The sequence below is a fragment of the Oceanospirillum linum genome (genome assembly GCF_001995095.2).
Classification (GTDB): domain Bacteria; phylum Pseudomonadota; class Gammaproteobacteria; order Pseudomonadales; family Halomonadaceae; genus Oceanospirillum; species Oceanospirillum linum.
Map to the genome: position 1 here is coordinate 234,817 of NZ_MTSD02000003.1, position 20,144 is coordinate 254,960.

At 50.7% G+C, this 20,144-nt stretch carries 15 protein-coding genes; 3 read left to right on the top strand and 12 right to left on the bottom strand.

The window, feature by feature from the left end; translation table 11 throughout:
• Window positions 1-13: 13 nt before the first annotated feature.
• The 11 genes from ispH to rplU form a co-directional block, all read right to left on the bottom strand.
• The gene (gene ispH / locus BTA35_RS09065; protein ID WP_078319774.1) at window positions 14-964 is read right to left on the bottom strand and encodes a 4-hydroxy-3-methylbut-2-enyl diphosphate reductase; all 951 of its coding nucleotides are present in this window, start codon (window positions 962-964) and stop codon (window positions 14-16) included.
• A 96-nt stretch (window positions 965-1,060) separates the two neighbouring features.
• On the bottom strand, window positions 1,061-1,522 hold the full coding sequence (locus tag BTA35_RS09070; RefSeq protein WP_078319492.1) for an FKBP-type peptidyl-prolyl cis-trans isomerase: 462 nt from the start codon (window positions 1,520-1,522) through the stop codon (window positions 1,061-1,063).
• Window positions 1,523-1,616: 94 nt separating this feature from the next.
• A complete protein-coding gene (lspA, locus tag BTA35_RS09075; protein ID WP_078319493.1) occupies window positions 1,617-2,156 on the bottom strand; it encodes a signal peptidase II in 540 nt (179 codons plus the stop codon).
• Between the two features lie 122 nt (window positions 2,157-2,278).
• Window positions 2,279-5,086 (bottom strand): isoleucine--tRNA ligase, encoded by a 2,808-nt coding sequence (ileS, locus tag BTA35_RS09080; RefSeq protein WP_078319494.1) that lies wholly within the window; start codon window positions 5,084-5,086, stop codon window positions 2,279-2,281.
• 124 nt (window positions 5,087-5,210) lie between these two features.
• Window positions 5,211-6,179, bottom strand: a complete 969-nt coding sequence (ribF, locus tag BTA35_RS09085; protein WP_078319495.1) for a bifunctional riboflavin kinase/FAD synthetase — start codon at window positions 6,177-6,179, stop codon at window positions 5,211-5,213.
• Window positions 6,180-6,389: 210 nt separating this feature from the next.
• Window positions 6,390-8,054, bottom strand: a complete 1,665-nt coding sequence (gene murJ, locus BTA35_RS09090) for a murein biosynthesis integral membrane protein MurJ (protein ID WP_078319496.1) — start codon at window positions 8,052-8,054, stop codon at window positions 6,390-6,392.
• A 145-nt stretch (window positions 8,055-8,199) separates the two neighbouring features.
• Window positions 8,200-8,466 (bottom strand): 30S ribosomal protein S20, encoded by a 267-nt coding sequence (rpsT, locus tag BTA35_RS09095; protein WP_078319497.1) that lies wholly within the window; start codon window positions 8,464-8,466, stop codon window positions 8,200-8,202.
• A gap of 204 nt (window positions 8,467-8,670) precedes the next feature.
• Complete coding sequence (gene proB / locus BTA35_RS09100) at window positions 8,671-9,792, bottom strand: glutamate 5-kinase (RefSeq protein WP_078319498.1); 1,122 nt, start codon at window positions 9,790-9,792, stop codon at window positions 8,671-8,673.
• A 92-nt stretch (window positions 9,793-9,884) separates the two neighbouring features.
• Complete coding sequence (gene cgtA / locus BTA35_RS09105; protein ID WP_078319499.1) at window positions 9,885-11,102, bottom strand: Obg family GTPase CgtA; 1,218 nt, start codon at window positions 11,100-11,102, stop codon at window positions 9,885-9,887.
• A gap of 320 nt (window positions 11,103-11,422) precedes the next feature.
• Window positions 11,423-11,680: a 50S ribosomal protein L27 gene (rpmA, locus tag BTA35_RS09110; RefSeq protein ID WP_078319500.1), complete on the bottom strand. Its 258-nt coding sequence runs from the start codon at window positions 11,678-11,680 to the stop codon at window positions 11,423-11,425.
• Window positions 11,681-11,772: 92 nt separating this feature from the next.
• Entirely contained in the window at window positions 11,773-12,084 is a 312-nt protein-coding gene (rplU, locus tag BTA35_RS09115; RefSeq protein WP_078319501.1) for a 50S ribosomal protein L21, read from the bottom strand.
• A gap of 419 nt (window positions 12,085-12,503) precedes the next feature.
• Between rplU and ispB the strand changes: the two genes are divergently transcribed.
• Both ispB and BTA35_RS09125 read left to right on the top strand, forming a co-directional pair.
• Window positions 12,504-13,475, top strand: a complete 972-nt coding sequence (gene ispB, locus BTA35_RS09120) for an octaprenyl diphosphate synthase (RefSeq protein ID WP_078319502.1) — start codon at window positions 12,504-12,506, stop codon at window positions 13,473-13,475.
• A 236-nt stretch (window positions 13,476-13,711) separates the two neighbouring features.
• Window positions 13,712-15,778 carry a putative bifunctional diguanylate cyclase/phosphodiesterase gene (locus BTA35_RS09125; RefSeq protein ID WP_078319503.1) on the top strand — a complete coding sequence of 689 codons (2,067 nt, stop codon included), beginning with the start codon at window positions 13,712-13,714 and terminating at the stop codon, window positions 15,776-15,778.
• Window positions 15,779-15,823: 45 nt separating this feature from the next.
• On the opposite strand, the gene BTA35_RS09130 is transcribed toward BTA35_RS09125, so the two are convergent.
• Window positions 15,824-18,709, bottom strand: coding sequence for a bifunctional diguanylate cyclase/phosphodiesterase (locus tag BTA35_RS09130; RefSeq protein WP_078319504.1), 2,886 nt, complete (start codon window positions 18,707-18,709; stop codon window positions 15,824-15,826).
• A gap of 428 nt (window positions 18,710-19,137) precedes the next feature.
• Here BTA35_RS09130 and BTA35_RS09135 point away from each other — a divergent pair, with 428 nt between their 5' ends.
• Complete coding sequence (locus BTA35_RS09135) at window positions 19,138-20,133, top strand: hypothetical protein (RefSeq protein ID WP_139363644.1); 996 nt, start codon at window positions 19,138-19,140, stop codon at window positions 20,131-20,133.
• Window positions 20,134-20,144 lie beyond the last annotated feature (11 nt).

Genomic DNA, 20,144 nt, shown 5'->3' on the forward strand with positions numbered 1-20,144 from the left:
TGTCGATGACCTTTTACTCACCGATATCGGTCAGCCTAAGCTCTTTCGGAATCGAAAACACCACATTCTCTTCCCGCCCATCCAGCTCAACAGGGTCTGCAGCTCCGAGTTCTCCTAACTGTTCAATCACCTGCTGAACCAAAATAGCAGGCGCTGAAGCTCCGGCGGTAATACCGATCTTAGGTTCTCCCACAAGCCAGGCAGGATCGATCTCTGTAGCGTTGTCGATAAGGTACGCCTGTGTGTCCATCCGCTCAGAAAGCTCTCGTAAGCGATTCGAGTTGGAGCTGTTCGGTGAACCCACTACCAGAACCAGATCACACTCCGCCGCCAGCTGCTTGACCGCATCCTGTCGGTTCTGAGTTGCGTAACAGATGTCATCTTTTTTCGGCCCCTGAATATCAGGAAACTTCGCCCGCAGTGCATCAATAACCCGGGCAGTATCATCCATCGACAGGGTTGTCTGGGTTACAAAGGCCAGCTGAGATGGGTCCCGCACCTTAAGGCTCGTAACATCTGCTTCATTCTCCACCAGATAGATAGAGCCTCCGGCAGATGTATCGTAGCGCCCCATGGTACCTTCTACTTCCGGGTGCCCCTCATGGCCGATAAGAATACACTCCTGACCCTGCTTACTGTAACGCAGCACTTCAAGGTGAACTTTGGTTACTAAGGGGCAGGTAGCGTCAAATACCTTCAATCCGCGGCGATCGGCCTCATCCTGGACGGCTTTCGAAACCCCATGGGCACTGAAGATCACAATAGTGTCATCAGGCACCTCATGCAGCTCATCAACAAAAATAGCACCACGCTCTTTCAGGTCATTAACCACAAACTTGTTGTGCACCACTTCATGGCGGACGTAGATCGGTGGCTCAAAAACTTCCAGAGCGCGGTTCACAATCTCAATGGCACGATCAACACCGGCACAAAAACCACGGGGGTTAGCCAGTTTAATCTGCATCTGTGCCGGATTAACTTCTGTTACTGACATGGGTTACTCTTTAGCGATCAGCCATTAGCGACAAATAGGATTTCAATGCACACAGGGAAAGCAGAACTATGCCTCTGTTGCCTGCTCCGGCGCATCTTCTACTGCGATAATTTCCACTTCGAATTTCAATGCACGCCCCGCCAGAGGGTGATTAAAATCTACCGTAACCTGTTCATCATCAAACTCAACGACAACACCTGGCAGCTCACCATTGGCCTTATCCGCAAAGCTCAGCATCAGGCCGGGCTCAAGCTCAAGTTCCGGGGCAAACTGCTGCCGTGGCAGCTTCTGAATATTGCTTGGATTATGCTGGCCAAAGGCATGCTCCGGCTCAATATCAAAAATCTCTTTCGCACCAGCGCTTAAGCCCAGCAGCGGTGTCTCAAAGCCCGCAGGCAGATTACCATCGCCCACAATCAAACGAACCGGATCTTTGTCAAAAGTACTATCGACTGTCGCGCCTTCTGCCAGTTTCAGGGCAAAGTGCAATGTCACTTGCTTACCGGGGCCGATCTGTTGCTCACTCATTTATCATTACCTTATTCTTTAGCCAACTGAACCAGAGTTCAGCAAGGGCATACAGCACATTGCCGATCACCCGTTGAAAATATCGGCAGGACAATCACTCAGATTTGTCCTGCGTTTTTACGCTATCAGTTTTAGCACCATCCGGGTTACGGATCATATCTACAATTAACATGCCTGCACCCAAGGTGATGGCAGCATCCGCCAAATTAAAGGCCGGAAAGTAGGCGTTATCCCAGTGGAAGAGCAAAAAATCAACAACGTAGCCCAATAAAATACGGTCATGCAGATTACCCAGAGCACCACCTAAGACCAAAGCCAATGCACAGGCCAACCAAGTTTCATTACGCTTTAGCCGGGTCAGCCAAACCAAAAGCCCGGTACTGACAGCTACAGCAATCACGGCAAAAAACCAACGTTGCCAACCGGTCTCATTGGCCAGAAAACTAAAAGCCGCCCCGGTGTTATGTAGCAAGGTCAGATCAAACACCGGTAGCATGTACAGGCGCTCACCGTAGTTAAAACTATCCGTTACCCATGCTTTCGATACTAAATCTACGATAACAACGAATACGGACAGTAGCAGCCATTTCAGCTGATAACCCTTCTTTCCATTTTTCTGATTGATGCCTGTCATTCCGGTGCTCTGACAATTTAACGGGTTCTGTTTATAACAGAGGCGCCCGCTGGCGCCTCTGTTTCTCTTCGAGCGGTACAAGCATCCTGCAACACTTGTTTCTCCGGTGCTTTGAACAACCCTTATGCAAACTGGCGCTGTTCACCCTCACCGTCAGGTAGGTTGGAAATACAGCGGCCGCATAGCTCAGGATGTTCCGCATGCTGACCGACATCTTCACGGTGATGCCAGCAGCGACCACATTTGGCGTGCTCAGAGGCTTTAACCGCTACTTTCAGGCCTGCCAGTTCAGTGTCAGCTGCATCACTGGCCTTGGCCAGATCCGCCACGTGGGCATCTGAGGTCAACAGGACAAAACGCAGCTCTTCACCCAGACCATCAATCAGGGCTTTCAGTTCCGCATCGGCAAACAGCGTTACCTCAGTTGCCATTGAGCCTTTCACAACACCTGCATTACGGGCGTCCTCCAGAGACTTATTGACCGCCTCTTTCACGTCCATGATACGGTTCCAGTACTCACGATTTTTCTCACCGTCAGCCTTCATCTCAAACAGCCCGTCATACCAGGTCGTCAGGTACACAGAATCTTCACGCTGGCCCGGAATATTCTCGTAGATCTCTTCTGCAGTAAAGGTCAGGATCGGTGCAACCCAGCGTACCAGCGCCTCGATGATATGGTACAGCGCAGTCTGGCAGGAACGGCGCGCCAGGCTATCAGGCTGTGTGGTGTACTGACGATCTTTGATGATATCCAGATAGAAACCACCCAGATCCTGAGCGCAGAAGTTATGCACCTTCTGATAGATACTCAGGAAGTGGTATTCGTTGTATGCACCTTCCAGCTCACCCTGCAGCTGCAGTGCGCGATCTACCGCCCACTGATCCAGTGACAGCATCTCTTCCGGTGACACCATATCGGTCTCCGGATTAAAGCCGTTCAGATTCGCCAGCAGGAAACGTGCGGTGTTACGGATACGGCGGTAAGAATCGGCTGTACGCTGCAGAATCTGTTTCGATACGGCCATCTCGCCGGAATAGTCCGTCGCCGCAACCCACAGACGCAGAATGTCGCCACCCAGAGAGTCGGTCACTTCCTGTGGTGCAATCACATTGCCCAATGACTTGGACATCTTGTAGCCCTTCTCATCCACGGTGAAACCGTGGGTCAGCACCTGTTTGTAAGGCGCGCAACCATTGATTGCAATAGACGTTTTCAGGGATGACTGGAACCAGCCCCGGTGCTGATCCGAACCTTCAAGATAGATATCCGCCGGGAAAGTCAGCTCCTCACGGGGGCGCAATACCGAGTGGTGGGTTACACCGGAATCAAACCATACGTCCAGGGTATCGGTAACCTTGTAGTACTGATCCGCTTCATCACCCAACAGCTCTGCCGCATCCAGCTCAAACCAGGCATCCATACCCTCTTTTTCCATCAACAGAGCGACTTTTTCCATCAGCTCCGGTGTGTTCGGGTGCAGTTCGTCCGTTTCTTTGTTGATGAACAGCGTGATGGGCACACCCCAGGTACGCTGACGGGAAACACACCAGTCCGGGCTTTGCTCAACCATGGATTCGATACGGTTCTGGCCCCAGGCCGGGAACCACTGCACACCCTTGATCGCTTCCAGGGCGTCTTTTTTCAACCCCTTCTCTTCCATGGAAACGAACCACTGAGGGGTCGCACGATAGATCAGAGGGGTTTTGGTACGCCAGCAGTGCGGGTAGCTATGTTCAAAGGCTTTGTGGTGCACCAGTTTACCTTCGCGGGTCAGCGCATCCATCACCGGCTCGTCGGCTTTGTATACGTGCAGACCGGCAAACTCGCCGGCTTCGTCACTGTAAACACCGTTAGCCTGTACCAGATTGATGGTACCCAGACCATAGGCTTTACCTGCCACGAAATCTTCCATACCGTGATCGGGTGCCGTGTGCACTGCACCAGTACCGGCATCTGTTGTGACGTGATCGCCCAGAATCACAGGCACCTGCTTGTCATAGAACGGGTGTTTCAGCAGCTGGTTTTCCAGTGCCTGGCCGGAGGCTTTCGCCAGCACCTCATACTTGTCTTCACCCCAACGCGCCATGATGTCATCCACCATGGAGGCCGCCAGTACAAAGCGCTGATCACGCACCTGCACCAGTGCATATTCAAAAGCGGCATTCAACGATACCGCCTGGCTGACTGGCAGTGTCCACGCAGTGGTGGTCCAGATCACAACAGACAACTCACCTTCACCTGCCGGGTTGCCGAACAGCTCCAGCGCTTTTGCCTGATCAATAAAGGTGTAAGCCACATCCAGTGCGATGGAGGTTTTATCCTGATACTCGACCTCAGCTTCTGCCAAAGCAGACTGCCCCACAACACTCCAGTAAACTGGCTTGTAGCCTTTTACCAGATGACCGTTCTCCACAATGCGCCCAAGAGCACGCACGATGTCAGCTTCGGTCTGATAGTTCATGGTCAGATACGGTTTTTCCCAGTCACCAAGGATGCCTAAACGAATAAAGTCAGCTTTCTGGCCGTTAACCTGCTCTGCGGCGTACTCCCGGCACTTCTGACGAAACTCCCGGTACGGTACTTTGTCGCCGGCACGGCCAATCAGAGTCTCGACTTTGTGCTCAATCGGCAGGCCGTGACAATCCCAACCCGGCACGCAAGGGGCGTCAAAACCCGCCAATGTGCGCGACTTAACAATCATATCTTTCAGGATTTTGTTAACTGCGTGGCCAATATGAATATTACCGTTAGCGTACGGAGGGCCGTCATGCAGAACAAATTTTGGACGACCTTCACCGGCCTTACGCAGTTTCTCGTACAGGCCGATTTCATCCCAGCGAGCCAGTCGGGAAGGTTCACGCTTTGGCAGATTGCCTCGCATCGGGAAGTCGGTTTCCGGAAGATTGAGTGTATGCTTATAGTCGCTCATGGCTAAGAATCGCTGCTCTTTGTCAAATTATCCGTTACCAGGCTATCGGGTGACCCAGTATCAGGGAAGTAGGGTTTGTTTCTTTATGTCAGCAGCGGCGTTCACTCTGACATCGACTGAATAATCAGCCGGACATACCATTAGCCAAGGGAATCCCCTGGCTGGAATGCTGTGCAAAATAATCCCGCGCATTCTGCAGATCATGCATGATCTGATCCCGCAGGGCGGCAACGTCAGAGAAACGCTTTTCGTCTCTCAGTTTACTGCAAAAAGTGACCTGTACACGCTGCCCATACAGATCACCATTAAAATCAAACAGATGAACTTCCAGTGCCGGACGAACCCCATCAATGGTGGGTCGATTACCTATATTGGCAACACCTTTGTGCAAAAGGCCATCACTGGTATTCAGCAGAACCGTGTAGACACCATGCAAAGCTGGTTGTTTATCTTTTAACGACAGATTGGCCGTTGGTACACCCAATTGCCGTCCCAGTTTACGGCCATGCAGTACGCGTCCGCCGATTTGATAGGGCACGCCCAGTAATTTGTTCGCCAGGACAAAATCAGATCCCGCCAGAACGGTACGGATACGAGTGCTGCTGACCCGCTCAGCTTCAACTTCAAAGGTGGTCGTATTAACCACATCAAAGCCAGCTTCCTGACCCACCTGCTGTAGCAGAGCAAAGTCTCCGGCCCGGTCACAACCAAAACGGAAATCATCGCCCACAACCAGGTAGTGTACGCCAAGTCCTTGGGTTAAGACCCGCTCAATAAACTCACGGCCTGAAAGGCTGGCCAGTTTCTGGTTAAAGGGCAGACAAAGAATCCGATCAATACCCTGGGCGGCTAAACGCTCAACCTTATCACGAAAGCGCGTCAAACGAGCCGGTGCCTGGCTTGAGGCAAAAAACTCTCTGGGCTGAGGTTCAAAAACCACAACTGCCGACGGCAGCCCCAGCTCCAGTGCTTTCGCTTTAACCTGGCGCAAAATAGCCTGATGACCCAGGTGCACACCATCAAAGTTGCCAATTGTTGCGACGCAACCCTGATGCTCTTTTCGTAAATTGTGCAAACCCCGTATCAGTTTCATTTTGCTCCTGTGGTTCATAATGTGTTTTTCGCCCGCTGAATCATATTGCCTTGCGGCTTATTCCTGCCCATATTTGTCCGGGATCTATACTGGCACTGCCAGCCGGGTGATTGAGCATATGAATTTTCTAAAAGAGACCGATTATAGCGAAATTACGCGCCACTGCACCCCCTCTGCTGCGGAATATACGTGACCATGCCAGGCACAGGTCTAATAACGCATATGGCGCAAGCGCAGGCCCGCCAGAAGCAGCATCACAAGATAGAGACCGCCACCAGCAATCACCAAAGTACCCAGCCAGAATACACGTTGCTGCCAACCGAATACTGCCCACTCTGCAGCTTCAGGTGTCAACCAAAGCAGAAGCGCCACCATGACACCGGCAGCCGGAATCAATTGCAGCAAATAACGCCCCCAGCCGGGTTGCCAGACAAACACACCTTCCCGACGAAGGGTCAGCCAGAGCAAACCTGCATTCAAAAAGGCGGACAGGGATGTCGCCAGGGCAAGACCTGCATGATCCAGCCAGAACACCAACAGCAGGTTAAAGAGCATATTCGCCACCATAGCGACAATGCCGATTTTTACCGGTGTCCGGGTGTCCTGTCGGGCATAAAACCCCGGAGCGAGCACCTTAATCAGCATAAAGGCCAGTAAACCCACCGCATAGGCCCGCAGGCTCAGAGCGGCCATATCAACATCATGGGCTGTCATAGCGCCATACTGAAACAGTGTGAACAGTAAAGGTTCTGCCAGTACAGTCAAAGCCAGAGCAGCAGGAACGGCAATCAGTAAAATCATACGCACCGCCCAGTCCAGAGTTTTGGCAAAAGCTTCCCCGGATTTTTCCGCATGCTTAGTGGACAAGCTAGGCAGAATGACTGTTGCCACTGCAATGCCAAACACGCCTAACGGCAGCTCCACCAGTCGATCGGAATAATAGAGCCAAGAAACACTACCACTGACCAGAAAAGACGCCAGCACAGTATCCAGTAACAGGTTGATCTGACTGACGGATACCCCAAACAATGCCGGTGCCATCAGTTTCATAATCCTGCCAACACCCTCGTCTTTCCAGCGAACTTTTGGTCGAGGCATCAGCCCGATACGGGCCAGAAATGGCAACTGAAAAAGTAGCTGGGCACAACCTGCAATCAGAACCCCCCAGGCCAGCGCCATAGCAGGCTCTTCCATAAAAGGTGTCAGCCACAGAGCAGTAGCTATCAGAGAGAGGTTAAGCAGCACAGGGGTGAAAGCCGGGATAGCAAAACGATCATAGCTGTTCAGAATGCTGCCAGCAAAAGCGGTCAGAGAGATCAGAAGCAGATAAGGGAAGGTAACCCGAAGCATCTCTGCTGTCAGCGCCTGTTTCTCCGGCAGCTGACTGAAGCCTGGAGCAAACACCCAGACCAGTACAGGTGCCGCAACAATCGCCAGAACGGTCATTCCGCTTAAGGTCAGCCCCAGCGTGCCAGCTACTGAATCGATCAAGCCTCGCACCGCCTGACGGTCTCGCTGACTGCGGTATTCTGACAACACAGGTACAAAAGCCTGATTAAAAGCACCTTCAGCAAACAAACGACGTAGAAAGTTAGGGATTTTAAAAGCAACGAAAAAAGCATCGGCGCCGGCACCCGCGCCAAAGAGGCCTGCAATCACAATATCCCGCACCAGCCCGAGAATCCGGGAGATAAGCGTCATCACACTGACCAGAGCGCCGGAACGCAACAGCCCTGGTTTGCGGATCTGTTGATCGGCAGCAAGCAGCCCCGGTGATGTTTTATCACCTTCAGCCTGAACAGCGGAAGTTGGCTCCCGTGACGCTTCAGATGAGGGCGCAGCAGGTTTAGATTCAGTTGGCTTCTGTTCAGACATGGCGCTTTCCTGCGGTGTCAGCTATGAAAATCAGTTCTTTCATATCGGCTAACAAGATTTAAATCAGAGAAGAGAGCATTTTGCCGAATTTCAGGCACAAAAAAACCGGCCTAAGCCGGTTTTTTCAAAGGTAAAACCTCTAAAATCATGCAGCCAGAGTTTTAACTCGCGCATTCAGACGGCTCTTGGTACGAGCTGCCTTATTTTTAGAGATAATGCCTTTATCAGCAACACGATCGATTACAGGCTGTGCTGCATCGAAAGCTTGTTTAGCCTGAGCGTGATCACCCGCTTCAGCTGCCGCTACAACGCGCTTGATGTAAGTGCGCACCATGGAGCGCAGGCTGGCATTGTGATTACGGCGCTTCTCAGCCTGGCGTGCACGTTTTTTTGCAGATGCGATATTCGCCACCGTTAAGCTCCTTGGAGAAATCGGTCTAATTAAATTGAAAGACGCATTATGCGTTTTTCACGAATTAAAGTCTAATGTCTTTAGGGGTGCGCATTCTACGGTAAACCATAGGGTATGAACAGCCTTTTTAACAATTAAGCGTTATTTTTTTCTAAGACTTTATGCCAAAGCGGCGCAAAGCAGCAGAAAAGTGTTCCGTTTATTCTAAACCAGAACCAGATTATCGCGATTGATCAACTCGGGATCGGCCACATAACCCAACAAAGATTCTATCATACCCGAAGGCTGTCCGAGGATTTTTAATGCATCTTCATGGTCATAGTTCACCAGGCCCTTTGCAATCAGCTCACCCTCTTCACTGACGCACTGAACCATATCCCCTCGCCGAAAACGCCCGGTCACCCGACAAACCCCTACAGAGAGCAAACTGGAGTGCTTATCCCGAAGAACACGCACAGCACCATCATCCAGAACCAGAGTCCCCCGGGTCTGAAGGTGCCCCGCCAGCCAACGTTTACGGGCTGCCCAAGGAGTATCTTTAGGCAAAAATAAGGTACCGATGGACTCACCGGAGGTAGCCCGAATCAGAACGTCTGGCTGACGCCCACTGGCAACCAGTGTTGTTGCACCGGAGCGAGCGGCAAGGCCTGCAGCGCGCACCTTGGTAATCATACCACCCCGCCCTAAACGTCCACCGTCACCAGCCATCGCTGCCAGTTCCGGATCATCGGCCCAGGCCTCTTCAATTAAAGTTGCCCCCGGGTTAGACCGGGGGTCGGCTGTATACAGCCCTTCCTGATCGGTCAGAATAACCAGAGCATCCGCTTCCAGCAGATTAGCAACCAAAGCCCCCAGCGTATCGTTATCTCCGAATTTTATCTCGTCGGTAACGACGGTATCGTTTTCATTGATAATAGGCACAACACCCAGGTCTAGCAGCGCCTTAACGGCACTACGTGCATTCAGGTAGCGTTTGCGATTAGACAGGTCATCATGGGTCAGAAGAATCTGAGCAGCCCGCAGTCCATGACGCATAAACTGACTCTCATATGCCTGAACCAACCCCATCTGCCCTACTGCCGCTGCGGCCTGTAACTCATGCAGAGTTGAAGGGCGCTCAACCAACCCCAAACGACTCATCCCTTCGGCCACGGACCCGGAAGAAACCAGAATCAGCTCTACTCCTTGCTGACGCAAAACAGCCATCTGATTCACCCAGGCGCTTATCGCCGGCAGATCCAACCCTTCACCGTCATTGGTCAGTAGAGCACTGCCTATCTTCACTACAACGCGTTTAGCCCGCGCCAGCCTGTCACGCTGAGACATTTTTCCGGCCTTATCTTCCAAAGTCTGCCACCTTCAGGCAGCGGTTAGTCCACGACACCTGAATTCAACCAATGCTAAAAAAGAGCGCACCCTTACTTGGCATACTCCACTTCAACATCATAGTCATCGTCATCAAAATCGTCGTCATCTTCATCTTCTTCGCTCAGCTCTTCAGCTGACTTAATCCGAGGCCCATGACGGCGTTCCAAGTAAGCCTCAACACGCTCCACCGCCTCTTCTTCCATGCGGCCCCGTATTTCAGCTTCTTCTTCCGCCAGCGCAGGGTTTTCTGCCTGAGCAGCACGCTGCTCATCAAGCCAGTTCATAATCTGCTGACAAACAACCTGTGTACCATCACTGCTGATAGCAGAAACACGGAAGACTGGCCCCTGCCAGTTAAGCTCACTGACGATGCGCTCACAAACGACCTCCCGCTGCTCTTCCGGCAACAAGTCCAGCTTATTCAACACCAACCAACGAGGGCGCTCAGCCAGAGTCGGGCTGTACTGCTCCAGCTCACGGATAATCGCCTGGGCAGACTCAACCGGATCAGACTCATCAAACGGAGCCACATCAACAAGATGCAGCAACAGGCGAGCACGGGTAAGGTGTTTCAGGAACCGAAAGCCTAAGCCAGCTCCCTCAGATGCGCCTTCAATCAGCCCGGGAATATCCGCCATCACAAAATGCTTAAACTGTCCCAGCTTAACCACACCAAGGTTAGGCACCAACGTCGTGAAAGGGTAGTTCGCAACCTTAGGCTTAGCTGCCGATACGGAACGGATAAGCGTAGATTTACCGGCATTTGGCAAACCCAGCAGACCAACATCGGCCATCACTTTCATTTCAAAACGCAGATTACGCTCTTCACCCAGAGTACCGTTGGTCGTTTTCCTCGGCGCACGGTTGGTACTCGACTTAAAGCGAGTATTACCCAGACCACGACGCCCACCCTGAGCAACAATCAGCTCCTGACCAATCTCCGTGATATCACCCAGTACTTCCAGGGTTTCTTCATCAATTACAGTTGTGCCGACCGGAACCTGAATATAGAGATGTTCCCCGGCCTTACCAGAGCACTGTCGCCCCTGGCCACCCTCACCATTCTCCGCACGATAACGACGCTGATAGCGGAAGTCGATCAACGTATTCAGGGAGTCATCACCCACCAGAATAACATCGCCACCATTACCACCATCCCCGCCATCGGGGCCACCTTTAGCCACATATTTTTCGCGGCGAAAGCTCAGGCAACCGTTGCCACCTTTACCGGCTGCGACATGAATACTTGCTTCATCTACAAACTGCATGCTTGTGCACTCTTAATCTGGTGTATTGTTCCAGCTTTTCATCGGCCACACCCATCACGAAGCTGCCAGAGGATCATTCTCTGCATTGAGTCGCGCCATCTTACTGATTTATCATCCAGCCGTAGAAAAGCCCTGTATTTAAAAATATCCGGCCCAGGCATCCGCCACCGAAGATTATACGGAGCGTATGGAAATCTTTGCCTTCAGATCACCCGATGATCGGAGCAACCTGTCTTTTAAGATAACCAATTTTTTAAATTATGGCAGATACGAAAAAAGCCCCGCACGCGGCGAGGCTTTTTCAACCGATCGAAATCGGCTTACGCAGGTACGATAGTAACGGTTTTACGTTTCTTCGGACCACGTACTTCAAATTTCACAACACCATCTGTAGTAGCAAACAGAGTGTGATCTTTGCCGATACCAACATTAACCCCAGGGTGGAAACGTGTGCCACGCTGACGAACAATGATGTTACCTGCTTTAACTACCTGGCCGCCAAAGCGCTTAACGCCAAGGCGTTTCGATTCGGAATCGCGACCGTTACGGGTACTACCACCAGCTTTTTTGTGAGCCATGAGTACTTCCTCGTTAAGTTGATCTTGCCGGGCAGACTCCACTGCGTCAGTGATTATTGAGCCTGACCGAAACTGAAATTGTTTGAGTAAAATTAACCAGCGATGCCGGTGATTTTTACTTCAGTGAACCACTGACGGTGGCCCTGACGCTTCATGCTGTGCTTACGACGACGGAATTTGATGATAGTAACTTTATCACCACGACCGTGGTTTACAACTTCAGCAGAAACCTTAGCACCCTCAACCAGAGGAGCACCAACTTTAACGTCTTCACCGTTAGCAACCAGCAGAACCTGATCAAAATCAACAGCAGAACCTGTTTCCAGCTCCAGCTTTTCGATTTTCAGGGTATCGCCTTCTTTAACGCGGTACTGTTTACCGCCAGTTTTAATAACTGCGTACATGCTTGTTCTCCAGAAAAACAGCAGTGCTTAGTAGAGTTAGATGCTTCTTACTTACCTGCTTTGAATAGAAGCGCTCTGGCAACTATCGGACAGGGAGCAAAGGACTGAGATGAGAGGGCAAAAGCCTATAACTCACGCACAGTAACTAAGCAGGGCGCGAATTTTATAGCAACAGCGCCATGACAGCAACTAAAAGACCTGTTTTTTAGCAGCATGAACAGATACAGATGCGAGAATCCTTCCCAACACTTTGATAATCAGGAAAATCTCACCTTTACGCGGCTTAAAGCGACTGCCGGGCAGGGCTTTATCTTGACACCTCACCCCCTGCCCAATAGCATTCCTGCAGTCCTACTGAGTATAGCCCTTGAGGCACCTGACCCTTGATTAGCTAACCAACGAGAAAAGCAGTCCTGAACATGCAGCCAAAGAGCGCCATCCACGATCTGGTCGCGGACGACTTCGCCGCACTAAACACCTATATCATCGACCAACTGCACTCAAGAGTGCCCCTCGTTGAGAAAATTGCCGAATATATCGTCGATAGCGGCGGCAAACGAATGCGCCCGCTGCTAGTGCTTCTCACCTGCAAAGCCCTCAACTGTAACGACGATAAGCGCATCCCATTATCTGCACTGGTAGAGTTCATCCACACAGCTACCCTGCTGCATGATGATGTCGTAGACGAATCTGACATGCGTCGGGGCCGGGACACCGCCAACAACAAATGGGGCAATGCCCCCAGTGTTTTGGTCGGTGATTTTCTGTATACCCGGGCTTTTGAACTGATGGTCAACATCGGTCATATGGATATTCTGAAAATCTACGCTAATGCCACCAATGTTATCGCTGAAGGCGAAGTACTGCAGCTCACCAATGTGCGCAACCCTAAAATCACTGAAGCACAATATATGACCGTGATTAAGGCAAAAACCGCCATGCTATTTGAGGCCGCAACTCAATCTGCCGCTGTACTTTCCGGTGCAAGCCAAGAACAGCAGGATATGATGGCAGATTACGGTAACTATTTAGGGTTAGCCTTCCAGTTACAGGATGACCTGCTGGATTATCAGGGTGATGCCGGGGCCATGGGGAAAAACGTTGGTGATGACCTGGCAGAAGGTAAAGCAACCCTGCCACTGATCCGAGCGATGGAGGTTGGCACGGAAGAAGAAGCCAAGCTGATCCGTAAAGCGGTACGCAAAGGCGGACTGGAGTTCCTTGAGCCTGTTCTGGAGATCATCAGTAAGACAGGCGCACTGCAGTATACAGAGCTGAAAGCCTTTGAGATGGCTGATAAAGCAAAAGCCTGCCTGAACTGCCTTCCGGAATCCCCATTCAAAGAAAGGCTGGCCCTGTTTGCAGATATGGCCGTCAAACGCAACAGCTAGAGCTACAGAAATACTCTGCAGATAAAACATTTGCAGAGTATTTTTTATTCATGCTTCAGTAACAGAGTGCTGATTGGCTCTGGGTCAAAAAAGTGCTTTTAAAACAAGGCTATAAAATACCTGTCACATACCTCTATGCGACAGAGGCCAAGCCTGATATTTTAGTATGCAGCAAGGTAATAAGTGATAACCAGAGGGGCACCGGATCGCCTACTGATGAGATATCGACAGGCGCCATGAACGCGAAAAAAACCTCCATACAATCTCCGGATTCAGCGCGACTGATTGCGCTTGATAATCTGAGCATCCCAACACTGATTGCTACCCGCGATGGTATCCTGCAGTACGCGAACAAGGCCGCCCGTCATTTACTTACCTATGGCGATGCCAGCAGCGATGTCCTGTGTGGCAAAGAACTTTTCTACCGACTGGGCCCTAACCAGTATCACCAGTTAAAGCAGGCTTGTCAGCGATTCTGTGACGAACAGTTGAGCCTGACGTTCAATTATGGTGAACATAAAAAGCGTATACAGCTGTTTGTGACGCCACTGCTCACAGGCAGCCCGGAAGAAACTCTGCTACAGATCACACTGAAAGATGTAACCCAATATGAAGCTGCGCAACACCTGCCGGTTCACTTTCATCAGGCGATGCAGCAGACAGAAGATATGGTTATGGTTACGGACTGCCAGGGACTGATCGAATACGTCAACCCAGCCTTTCTCAGCCAAACAGGCTACTCCGAAGCAGAAGTGATCGGTGAAACCCCTCGTATCCTCAGCTCAGATGAACATGATGAAGCGTTTTATGCCGAGATGTGGAAAACGCTTCGCGCAGGGGAAAGCTATCGTAGCATCTTCATTAACCGCCGTAGAAATGGCGAGCGCTACCATGAAGAGAAAACGATCACACCGATTCGCGATGATACGGGCCAGATCAGCCACTTTGTCGCCACAGGGCGCGATATAACAGATCTGATCAATAGTGAGCAGCGCCTGGACTATCTGCGCCGGTTTGACACGCTAACAGGTCTGCCCAATCGACAGCGCTTATCAGAGCAGTTTGAGCAGCACGTGATGCAGCGGCGTAAAACGCCAATGGCGCTATTTCTGGTAGACCTCGATCGTTTAAGCCGCATCAATGACAGTCTGGGCCGGCAAGCCGGTGATGAACTGCTACGACTGACGGCTAGCCGGTTACGCAAATCCCTGCCTGCACACTTTGTTGGCCGCCTCGGCAGTGACGCATTTATGGTCATGGCCGAAGAGGTACAAACACCGGACCAGGCCGCTCATCTGGCTCAGGAAATCCAGCAGGTTATGGCCCTACCTTTCGAGCTCACCCAGGCCGAGCTCTTTATGAGCGTTAGTCTGGGCATAACTCTTTATCCCTATGACGGAGATCAGTTTGATGAGCTGGTCAACAAAGCCGACAGCGCCATGCACCGCTGCAAAGACCATGATCAGAAATTTGGCTTCTTCACTGAAGATCTGACCCTGCAAACTCAACATAGAGTCAAACTGGAAAATCAGTTACGCCAGGCACTGCTGCACAAAGAGTTTCATTTGGTCTTTCAGCCCAGAATTGATATTGCTACAGAGCAGATCAACAGCGCAGAGGTGTTGCTGCGCTGGATAAAGCCGGATGGAAAGGTTATCTCTCCGGGAGAGTTTATCCCTGTACTGGAAGAGATGGGCTTAATAACCTCTGTTGGTGAGTGGGTTCTGATGCGAGCCTGTATCTATGCCAGTCAGTGGCAAAAAAAAGGCCAGCCCATAAAGATCTCAGTCAATCTTTCAGCGAAACAGTTACGCCAACCAAACCTTCCGGATATTGTTACCCGCTGCCTTGAAACCTCGGGCCTGAGTCCTGAACTATTGGAGCTTGAGCTAACAGAAACCAGCATGCTGGAAGATGTAAGCCATTCTATCAGTCAGCTTAGCCTGCTACGTGATAAGGGTATCCGTATCGCCATTGACGACTTTGGCACGGGATACTCATCCCTGGCATATCTGAAACAGCTTCCGGCAGATACACTAAAAATCGACCAGGCGTTTATTCAGGAGCTGGATAGCAACGATCCCAGTGACCGGAATATCGTACAGACGATTATTCAACTGGCGCATAATTTCAACCTCAGCGTCACAGCCGAAGGCATTGAAACAGAGCGCCAGCTTGAGATCATTCGCCAGCTGGGCTGTAACGAGGCCCAGGGATTTCTTCTCGCCAAACCGATGAATGAGCCTGAGTTACTAACGACACGACACGCATTTAATAGCCGTACTCAGGTAACGCGGGACTAGCGCCTCATCACTCAGAAAAATGGCCCTGCAAGGTTGATCCCTGTATCAACAACCACCCTTATCCTGCAACACCTGGCGATGCATCTCCGCCTTAAAGCGGCTTATCATATCGCCCGGCCATAATGGACGATCCAGCAAATATCCCTGCGCAAGATCACACCCTAGTGCCTGAAGGTATTCCAGCTGCTCTGTCGTCTCAACACCCTCTGCAACCGTAAGCAGGTTCAGGCTTTGCGCCAAACTGATGATAGCCCGGGTGATGGCACTGTCGTCCGCATCGTGGGGCAGGTCTGAAATAAAGGCTTTATCAATTTTCAGTTTATCCAGTGGAAAGCGCTTCAGGTAGGCCAGAGAGGAGTAGCCGGTACCAAAGTCATCCAGAGAAACCCACACACCGAGCTCTTTCAACCGGCTTAAAATCCCGATTGCCTGAGAAGCCCCTTGCATCAGGGTGCTTTCAGTCACTTCAATCACCAGGTTCTCTGCCGGGAAGCCGGTTTCTTCCAGCACCCGACGAACCTGATCGACAAGCTCCTCCCTGAACTGCAGAGCAGAAACATTAACCGCCAGCTCGATATCCGGAAAACCCTCATCCCGCCAGCGCTGGCCCTGCAAACAGGCTTCATACATTACCCATGCACCCAGCTCCAGAATAAGCCCGGTTTCCTCAGCAAGCCCGATAAAAAAGTCAGGTGGCACCAACCCCTGTTCCGGGTGCTGCCAACGTACCAGAGCTTCAACACCACGCAGGCGCATATTTTTCATGCAGAACTGCGGCTGGTAAACCAGCCGCAGCTCACCTTCAGCGATGCCTTTGCGCAAGGCATTTTCCATCACCAGGCTACGGGAGACATCATCATTGATTTGCTGGGTAAAAAACTGATACTGATTCCGCCCCTGGGCTTTTGCATGGTAAAGCGCAGCATCTGCATTACGGAACAACATTTCAAAATTCAGCCCGTCCCCCGGGTACAGTGCAATACCGATACTTGGAGTCAGGGTCAATGAGTGGCCACCCAGTTCAACCGGTTGACTTACATGCCTGATAATATCCCGCGCCACCAAAGCCGCATCATTGGGATGGTTAAGATCTGAAAGCAGAATTACAAACTCATCACCACCGACACGACTGACGGTAACAAGGTCATCCACAAGTGCAGTCAGCCGCTCCGCCACAGCACAAAGCAAGCGATCACCAACCTCATGCCCTAAAGAGTCATTTACATTCTTGAAGCGATCCAGGTCAACAAACAGCAGCGCCAGATGACTATGGTTATGTCTTGCAATATGTACTGCCTGATCAACACGGTCCGCCAGCAGACGCCGATTAGGCAGGTCAGTCAGAGAATCATATTCCGCGAGATAGCGCAGGCGTTTCTCATTAGCCTTACTCAACGAAATATCACTCAACGTTGCGATATGATTAACAACCTCCCCATCCTCTCGCACCAGATTCAGGGAAAGCCATTCAGGAAAGAGAACTCCATCTTTACGCCGGTTCCAGACCTCCCCCTGCCATCGTCCGGTCTTCATCAGCCTTGACCACATATCTTCATAAAATCGCTCGTCATGACTTCCGGATGCCATAAACGAAGGATTTTTACCCTCTGCCTCTTCCTGTGAGTATCCGGTTATCTCAGTAAACGCAGGGTTGACCGCCAAAATTCGGTTGGAGGCATCTGTGATCATGATCCCTTCTGTAGCGTTTTCAAAAACACGGGCAGAAAGCTCCAACTGACGACTGTTGTCTATTAACTGCGCTCTCTGGTGCGCAATATCCTGCTCATAGCGGATGAAGATTCGCCGCAACCAGCGGGAGTAAACCAGAGCCAGAATCAATGCCAGCAGCAAACCCGCCGCCAGCACCAACACAAAGTTTCTGACAGCATCGGCATTCTGGGCATCCAGAATTGCCTTATGCTCAGCCAACATAGGAGCCAGATCATCAGGATAGATCCCAGCCACTAACACCCACCCCCATTCAGGTACAACTTTGACCTGTGAACGCTTAACAACAGGCCCTCGCCCATCCGGGTAAAACCAGCTGTATTCAACAATCCCGCCCCCTGAGGCCGCCGTATCCATGATGGCGTCAATCGCAGCACGCTGCAGGTCACGTACACCCCGGGTTTCAGACAAAACCGTCAGGGCTGTATTTGCCAACGTGTTACCCTGCAGATCCAATACCGAAATATAACCATTATCGCCGAAACGGAAATTTTCCAGCCGACGGGTTACCTCTTGCTTAAGGTCATTTTCAACCTGGTAGAGGTAGTCACCGGTACCAATAATCCAGTTATACGGTTCAAAAAGACGCACATAGGCAATTTTATCTTCCATCAATTTCTGATCCGAGGGCGCATACCAACGATAACGGGAAAAACCGGACTGCTGAGCATTGTTACTCACGGCATCAATCAGCCCCCGCATAATATAATGACCGGTATCGTCACGGTTATCATAGAGAGAACTACCTTCAAGATGAGGTGCCGTAGGTAAGAGAATACTCACTCCTTCAAGGTCACCAATAAAGAGATAACCCCGACCGTCAAAAAAGCGGACATTGCGCAGAGACTCACGGATAAGGGTTTTGATCTCAGTGTCAGACAAGCGATCTTTTGATTCAGCATAAATCGACTCCGCAACAGTCACTGCCTGATCAACGAATACTTTAGACTGCTCCTTCAGAACCTGCTCTGTTCGGGTGCGCATGTATTGGATATAACTGACTGTCGCATCCAGCTCAGACGCCAGCAGCCCCTCCTGCTGTTGCAAAACTTCTTGCTCTAGCCTGTCAAGCTGTTGCTGCTTTTGATTACCCAGAGCATAGAAGAAATAACCGCTGACAATCAGGCCGAAAATAAAGACAACCGCCAGCATGCCAATTGTTTGCAGGGCTGGCAGACGCCGGGCCTTGAGCTCAAATTTCATAATCGCCTTAATACAGATTCAACCTGTTGCAAAATAGCCTAAAAAGCATTTAATAGCTCCATACGGGAATTTAAGCCCGATGATAGAGTAAATCCGAAAACGTTGGACACTGTAGTGCTTTTTCCGTGGCAAAGAAAAGACTAACGTCAAACACGCCAGTACAAACAAATCCTACATTAGCCCATACAAATAGCCGCCTGTAGCGAATCAGACTCCGACAGGAATTGTTCAAGCCGGGGCATTTTTACTTTAAACTGGTGTTCAGGACGGTTAGATTAAGACGGACAAAGGATCGTTAATCTATAAGCTCAAGAGCAGCCCGCGCCACACAAAGTCTCACAATGTTACAACGTGATACAGTTTTTCCGAGTGGTCAAGGCTACTATGACTCCATCACCCCTAACACGATACAAGCCTGCTTATATAAAATGGATGATAAAAACTTAGCGCCCGACGCTGATTCTGCTCAAACACCCAAAGACCTGCCATCCGTGCCGGGGGTTTACCCTGCGCACCATAAAATGTCAGCAGCGGAAGCCGCAGAAAAAGAAGCTGAACGCGAACGTGAAAAAATCAAAGCACAATGGGAAGCGAAGCAGGCGGAAAAAAAACAGGAAGAGCGTAAAAAGGCTGAAGAAGCACGGCTAAAAGCTGAGCGTGAAGCCCTTTACAAAGACCTGGAAACGCTGAATTATGAGCTTCTGTCCCTGAGTGAATACCCTTCTGATTTTGAAATCGAATCTGCCCGACGCTCACGCCTGGGATGGTTTTTCGGTTTGGGTATCTCTGTATTCCTGTTTACCAGCTCACTGCTAAACCTGGTACACCCCTGGGTAGGAGGTATAGCAGGCGGCATTGCATTTGTACTTTGGTTAAGCCATGGCACAGGCATGATGCAATTTTTACCAGGTCTCTCTCGCTATCCTGAATTACTGGCTAAGCGGAGAAAGATCAAAAACGGGGTAACCGAATATATCCAGCAGATTGAAGCCAAACGAGGCTTTATTCATCGTATCTATCCACTGGTACACCATAACCCAAGGCTCAGAGCACGTAAATTTCGCCGGATCGCTCTAATGTCTAAAGAGCACAATCTGATGAGCAACATGAAAACGTTGCAGGACGTTGCTCTATACCACGAATACCTTGATGAATGCCGAAAAGCAGCAGAGGAATATTTCCGTTCAGAGCGGGAAGATCAGATGCTGGCGGACCTGGATTTTGACCCTAGTGTCGAAGATCTGGAACAGGAGCTGACTGACAATGCCCACGACGAAGAAAGTGCAGAAAGCGATCAGACAGATCAGCTGCCTGAAGAAAAAAGTCTGAAAACAGATGACAACAGCCTGAAAAATACTGATGAACCAGCCGTAGCACCTAATGTAACATCATCGACTCAGGACGATCAGAGCGGCCAAAGCTGATCATTAAATCC

Bases quoted from the DNA above. Each gene is read 5' to 3' on its own strand.
- ispH (WP_078319774.1), bottom strand. From the start codon at position 964: ATGCAGATTAAACTGGCTAACCCCCGTGGTTTTTGTGCCGGTGTTGAT.
- proB (WP_078319498.1), bottom strand. From the start codon at position 9,792: ATGTCTCAGCGTGACAGGCTGGCGCGGGCTAAACGCGTTGTAGTGAAG.
- ribF (WP_078319495.1), bottom strand. From the start codon at position 6,179: ATGAAACTGATACGGGGTTTGCACAATTTACGAAAAGAGCATCAGGGT.
- ispB (WP_078319502.1), top strand. From the start codon at position 12,504: ATGCAGCCAAAGAGCGCCATCCACGATCTGGTCGCGGACGACTTCGCC.
- ileS (WP_078319494.1), bottom strand. From the start codon at position 5,086: ATGAGCGACTATAAGCATACACTCAATCTTCCGGAAACCGACTTCCCG.
- cgtA (WP_078319499.1), bottom strand. From the start codon at position 11,102: ATGCAGTTTGTAGATGAAGCAAGTATTCATGTCGCAGCCGGTAAAGGT.
- rpmA (WP_078319500.1), bottom strand. From the start codon at position 11,680: ATGGCTCACAAAAAAGCTGGTGGTAGTACCCGTAACGGTCGCGATTCC.
- BTA35_RS09135 (WP_139363644.1), top strand. From the start codon at position 19,138: ATGGATGATAAAAACTTAGCGCCCGACGCTGATTCTGCTCAAACACCC.
- BTA35_RS09125 (WP_078319503.1), top strand. From the start codon at position 13,712: ATGAACGCGAAAAAAACCTCCATACAATCTCCGGATTCAGCGCGACTG.
- rplU (WP_078319501.1), bottom strand. From the start codon at position 12,084: ATGTACGCAGTTATTAAAACTGGCGGTAAACAGTACCGCGTTAAAGAA.
- BTA35_RS09070 (WP_078319492.1), bottom strand. From the start codon at position 1,522: ATGAGTGAGCAACAGATCGGCCCCGGTAAGCAAGTGACATTGCACTTT.
- lspA (WP_078319493.1), bottom strand. From the start codon at position 2,156: ATGACAGGCATCAATCAGAAAAATGGAAAGAAGGGTTATCAGCTGAAA.
- murJ (WP_078319496.1), bottom strand. From the start codon at position 8,054: ATGTCTGAACAGAAGCCAACTGAATCTAAACCTGCTGCGCCCTCATCT.
- BTA35_RS09130 (WP_078319504.1), bottom strand. From the start codon at position 18,709: ATGAAATTTGAGCTCAAGGCCCGGCGTCTGCCAGCCCTGCAAACAATT.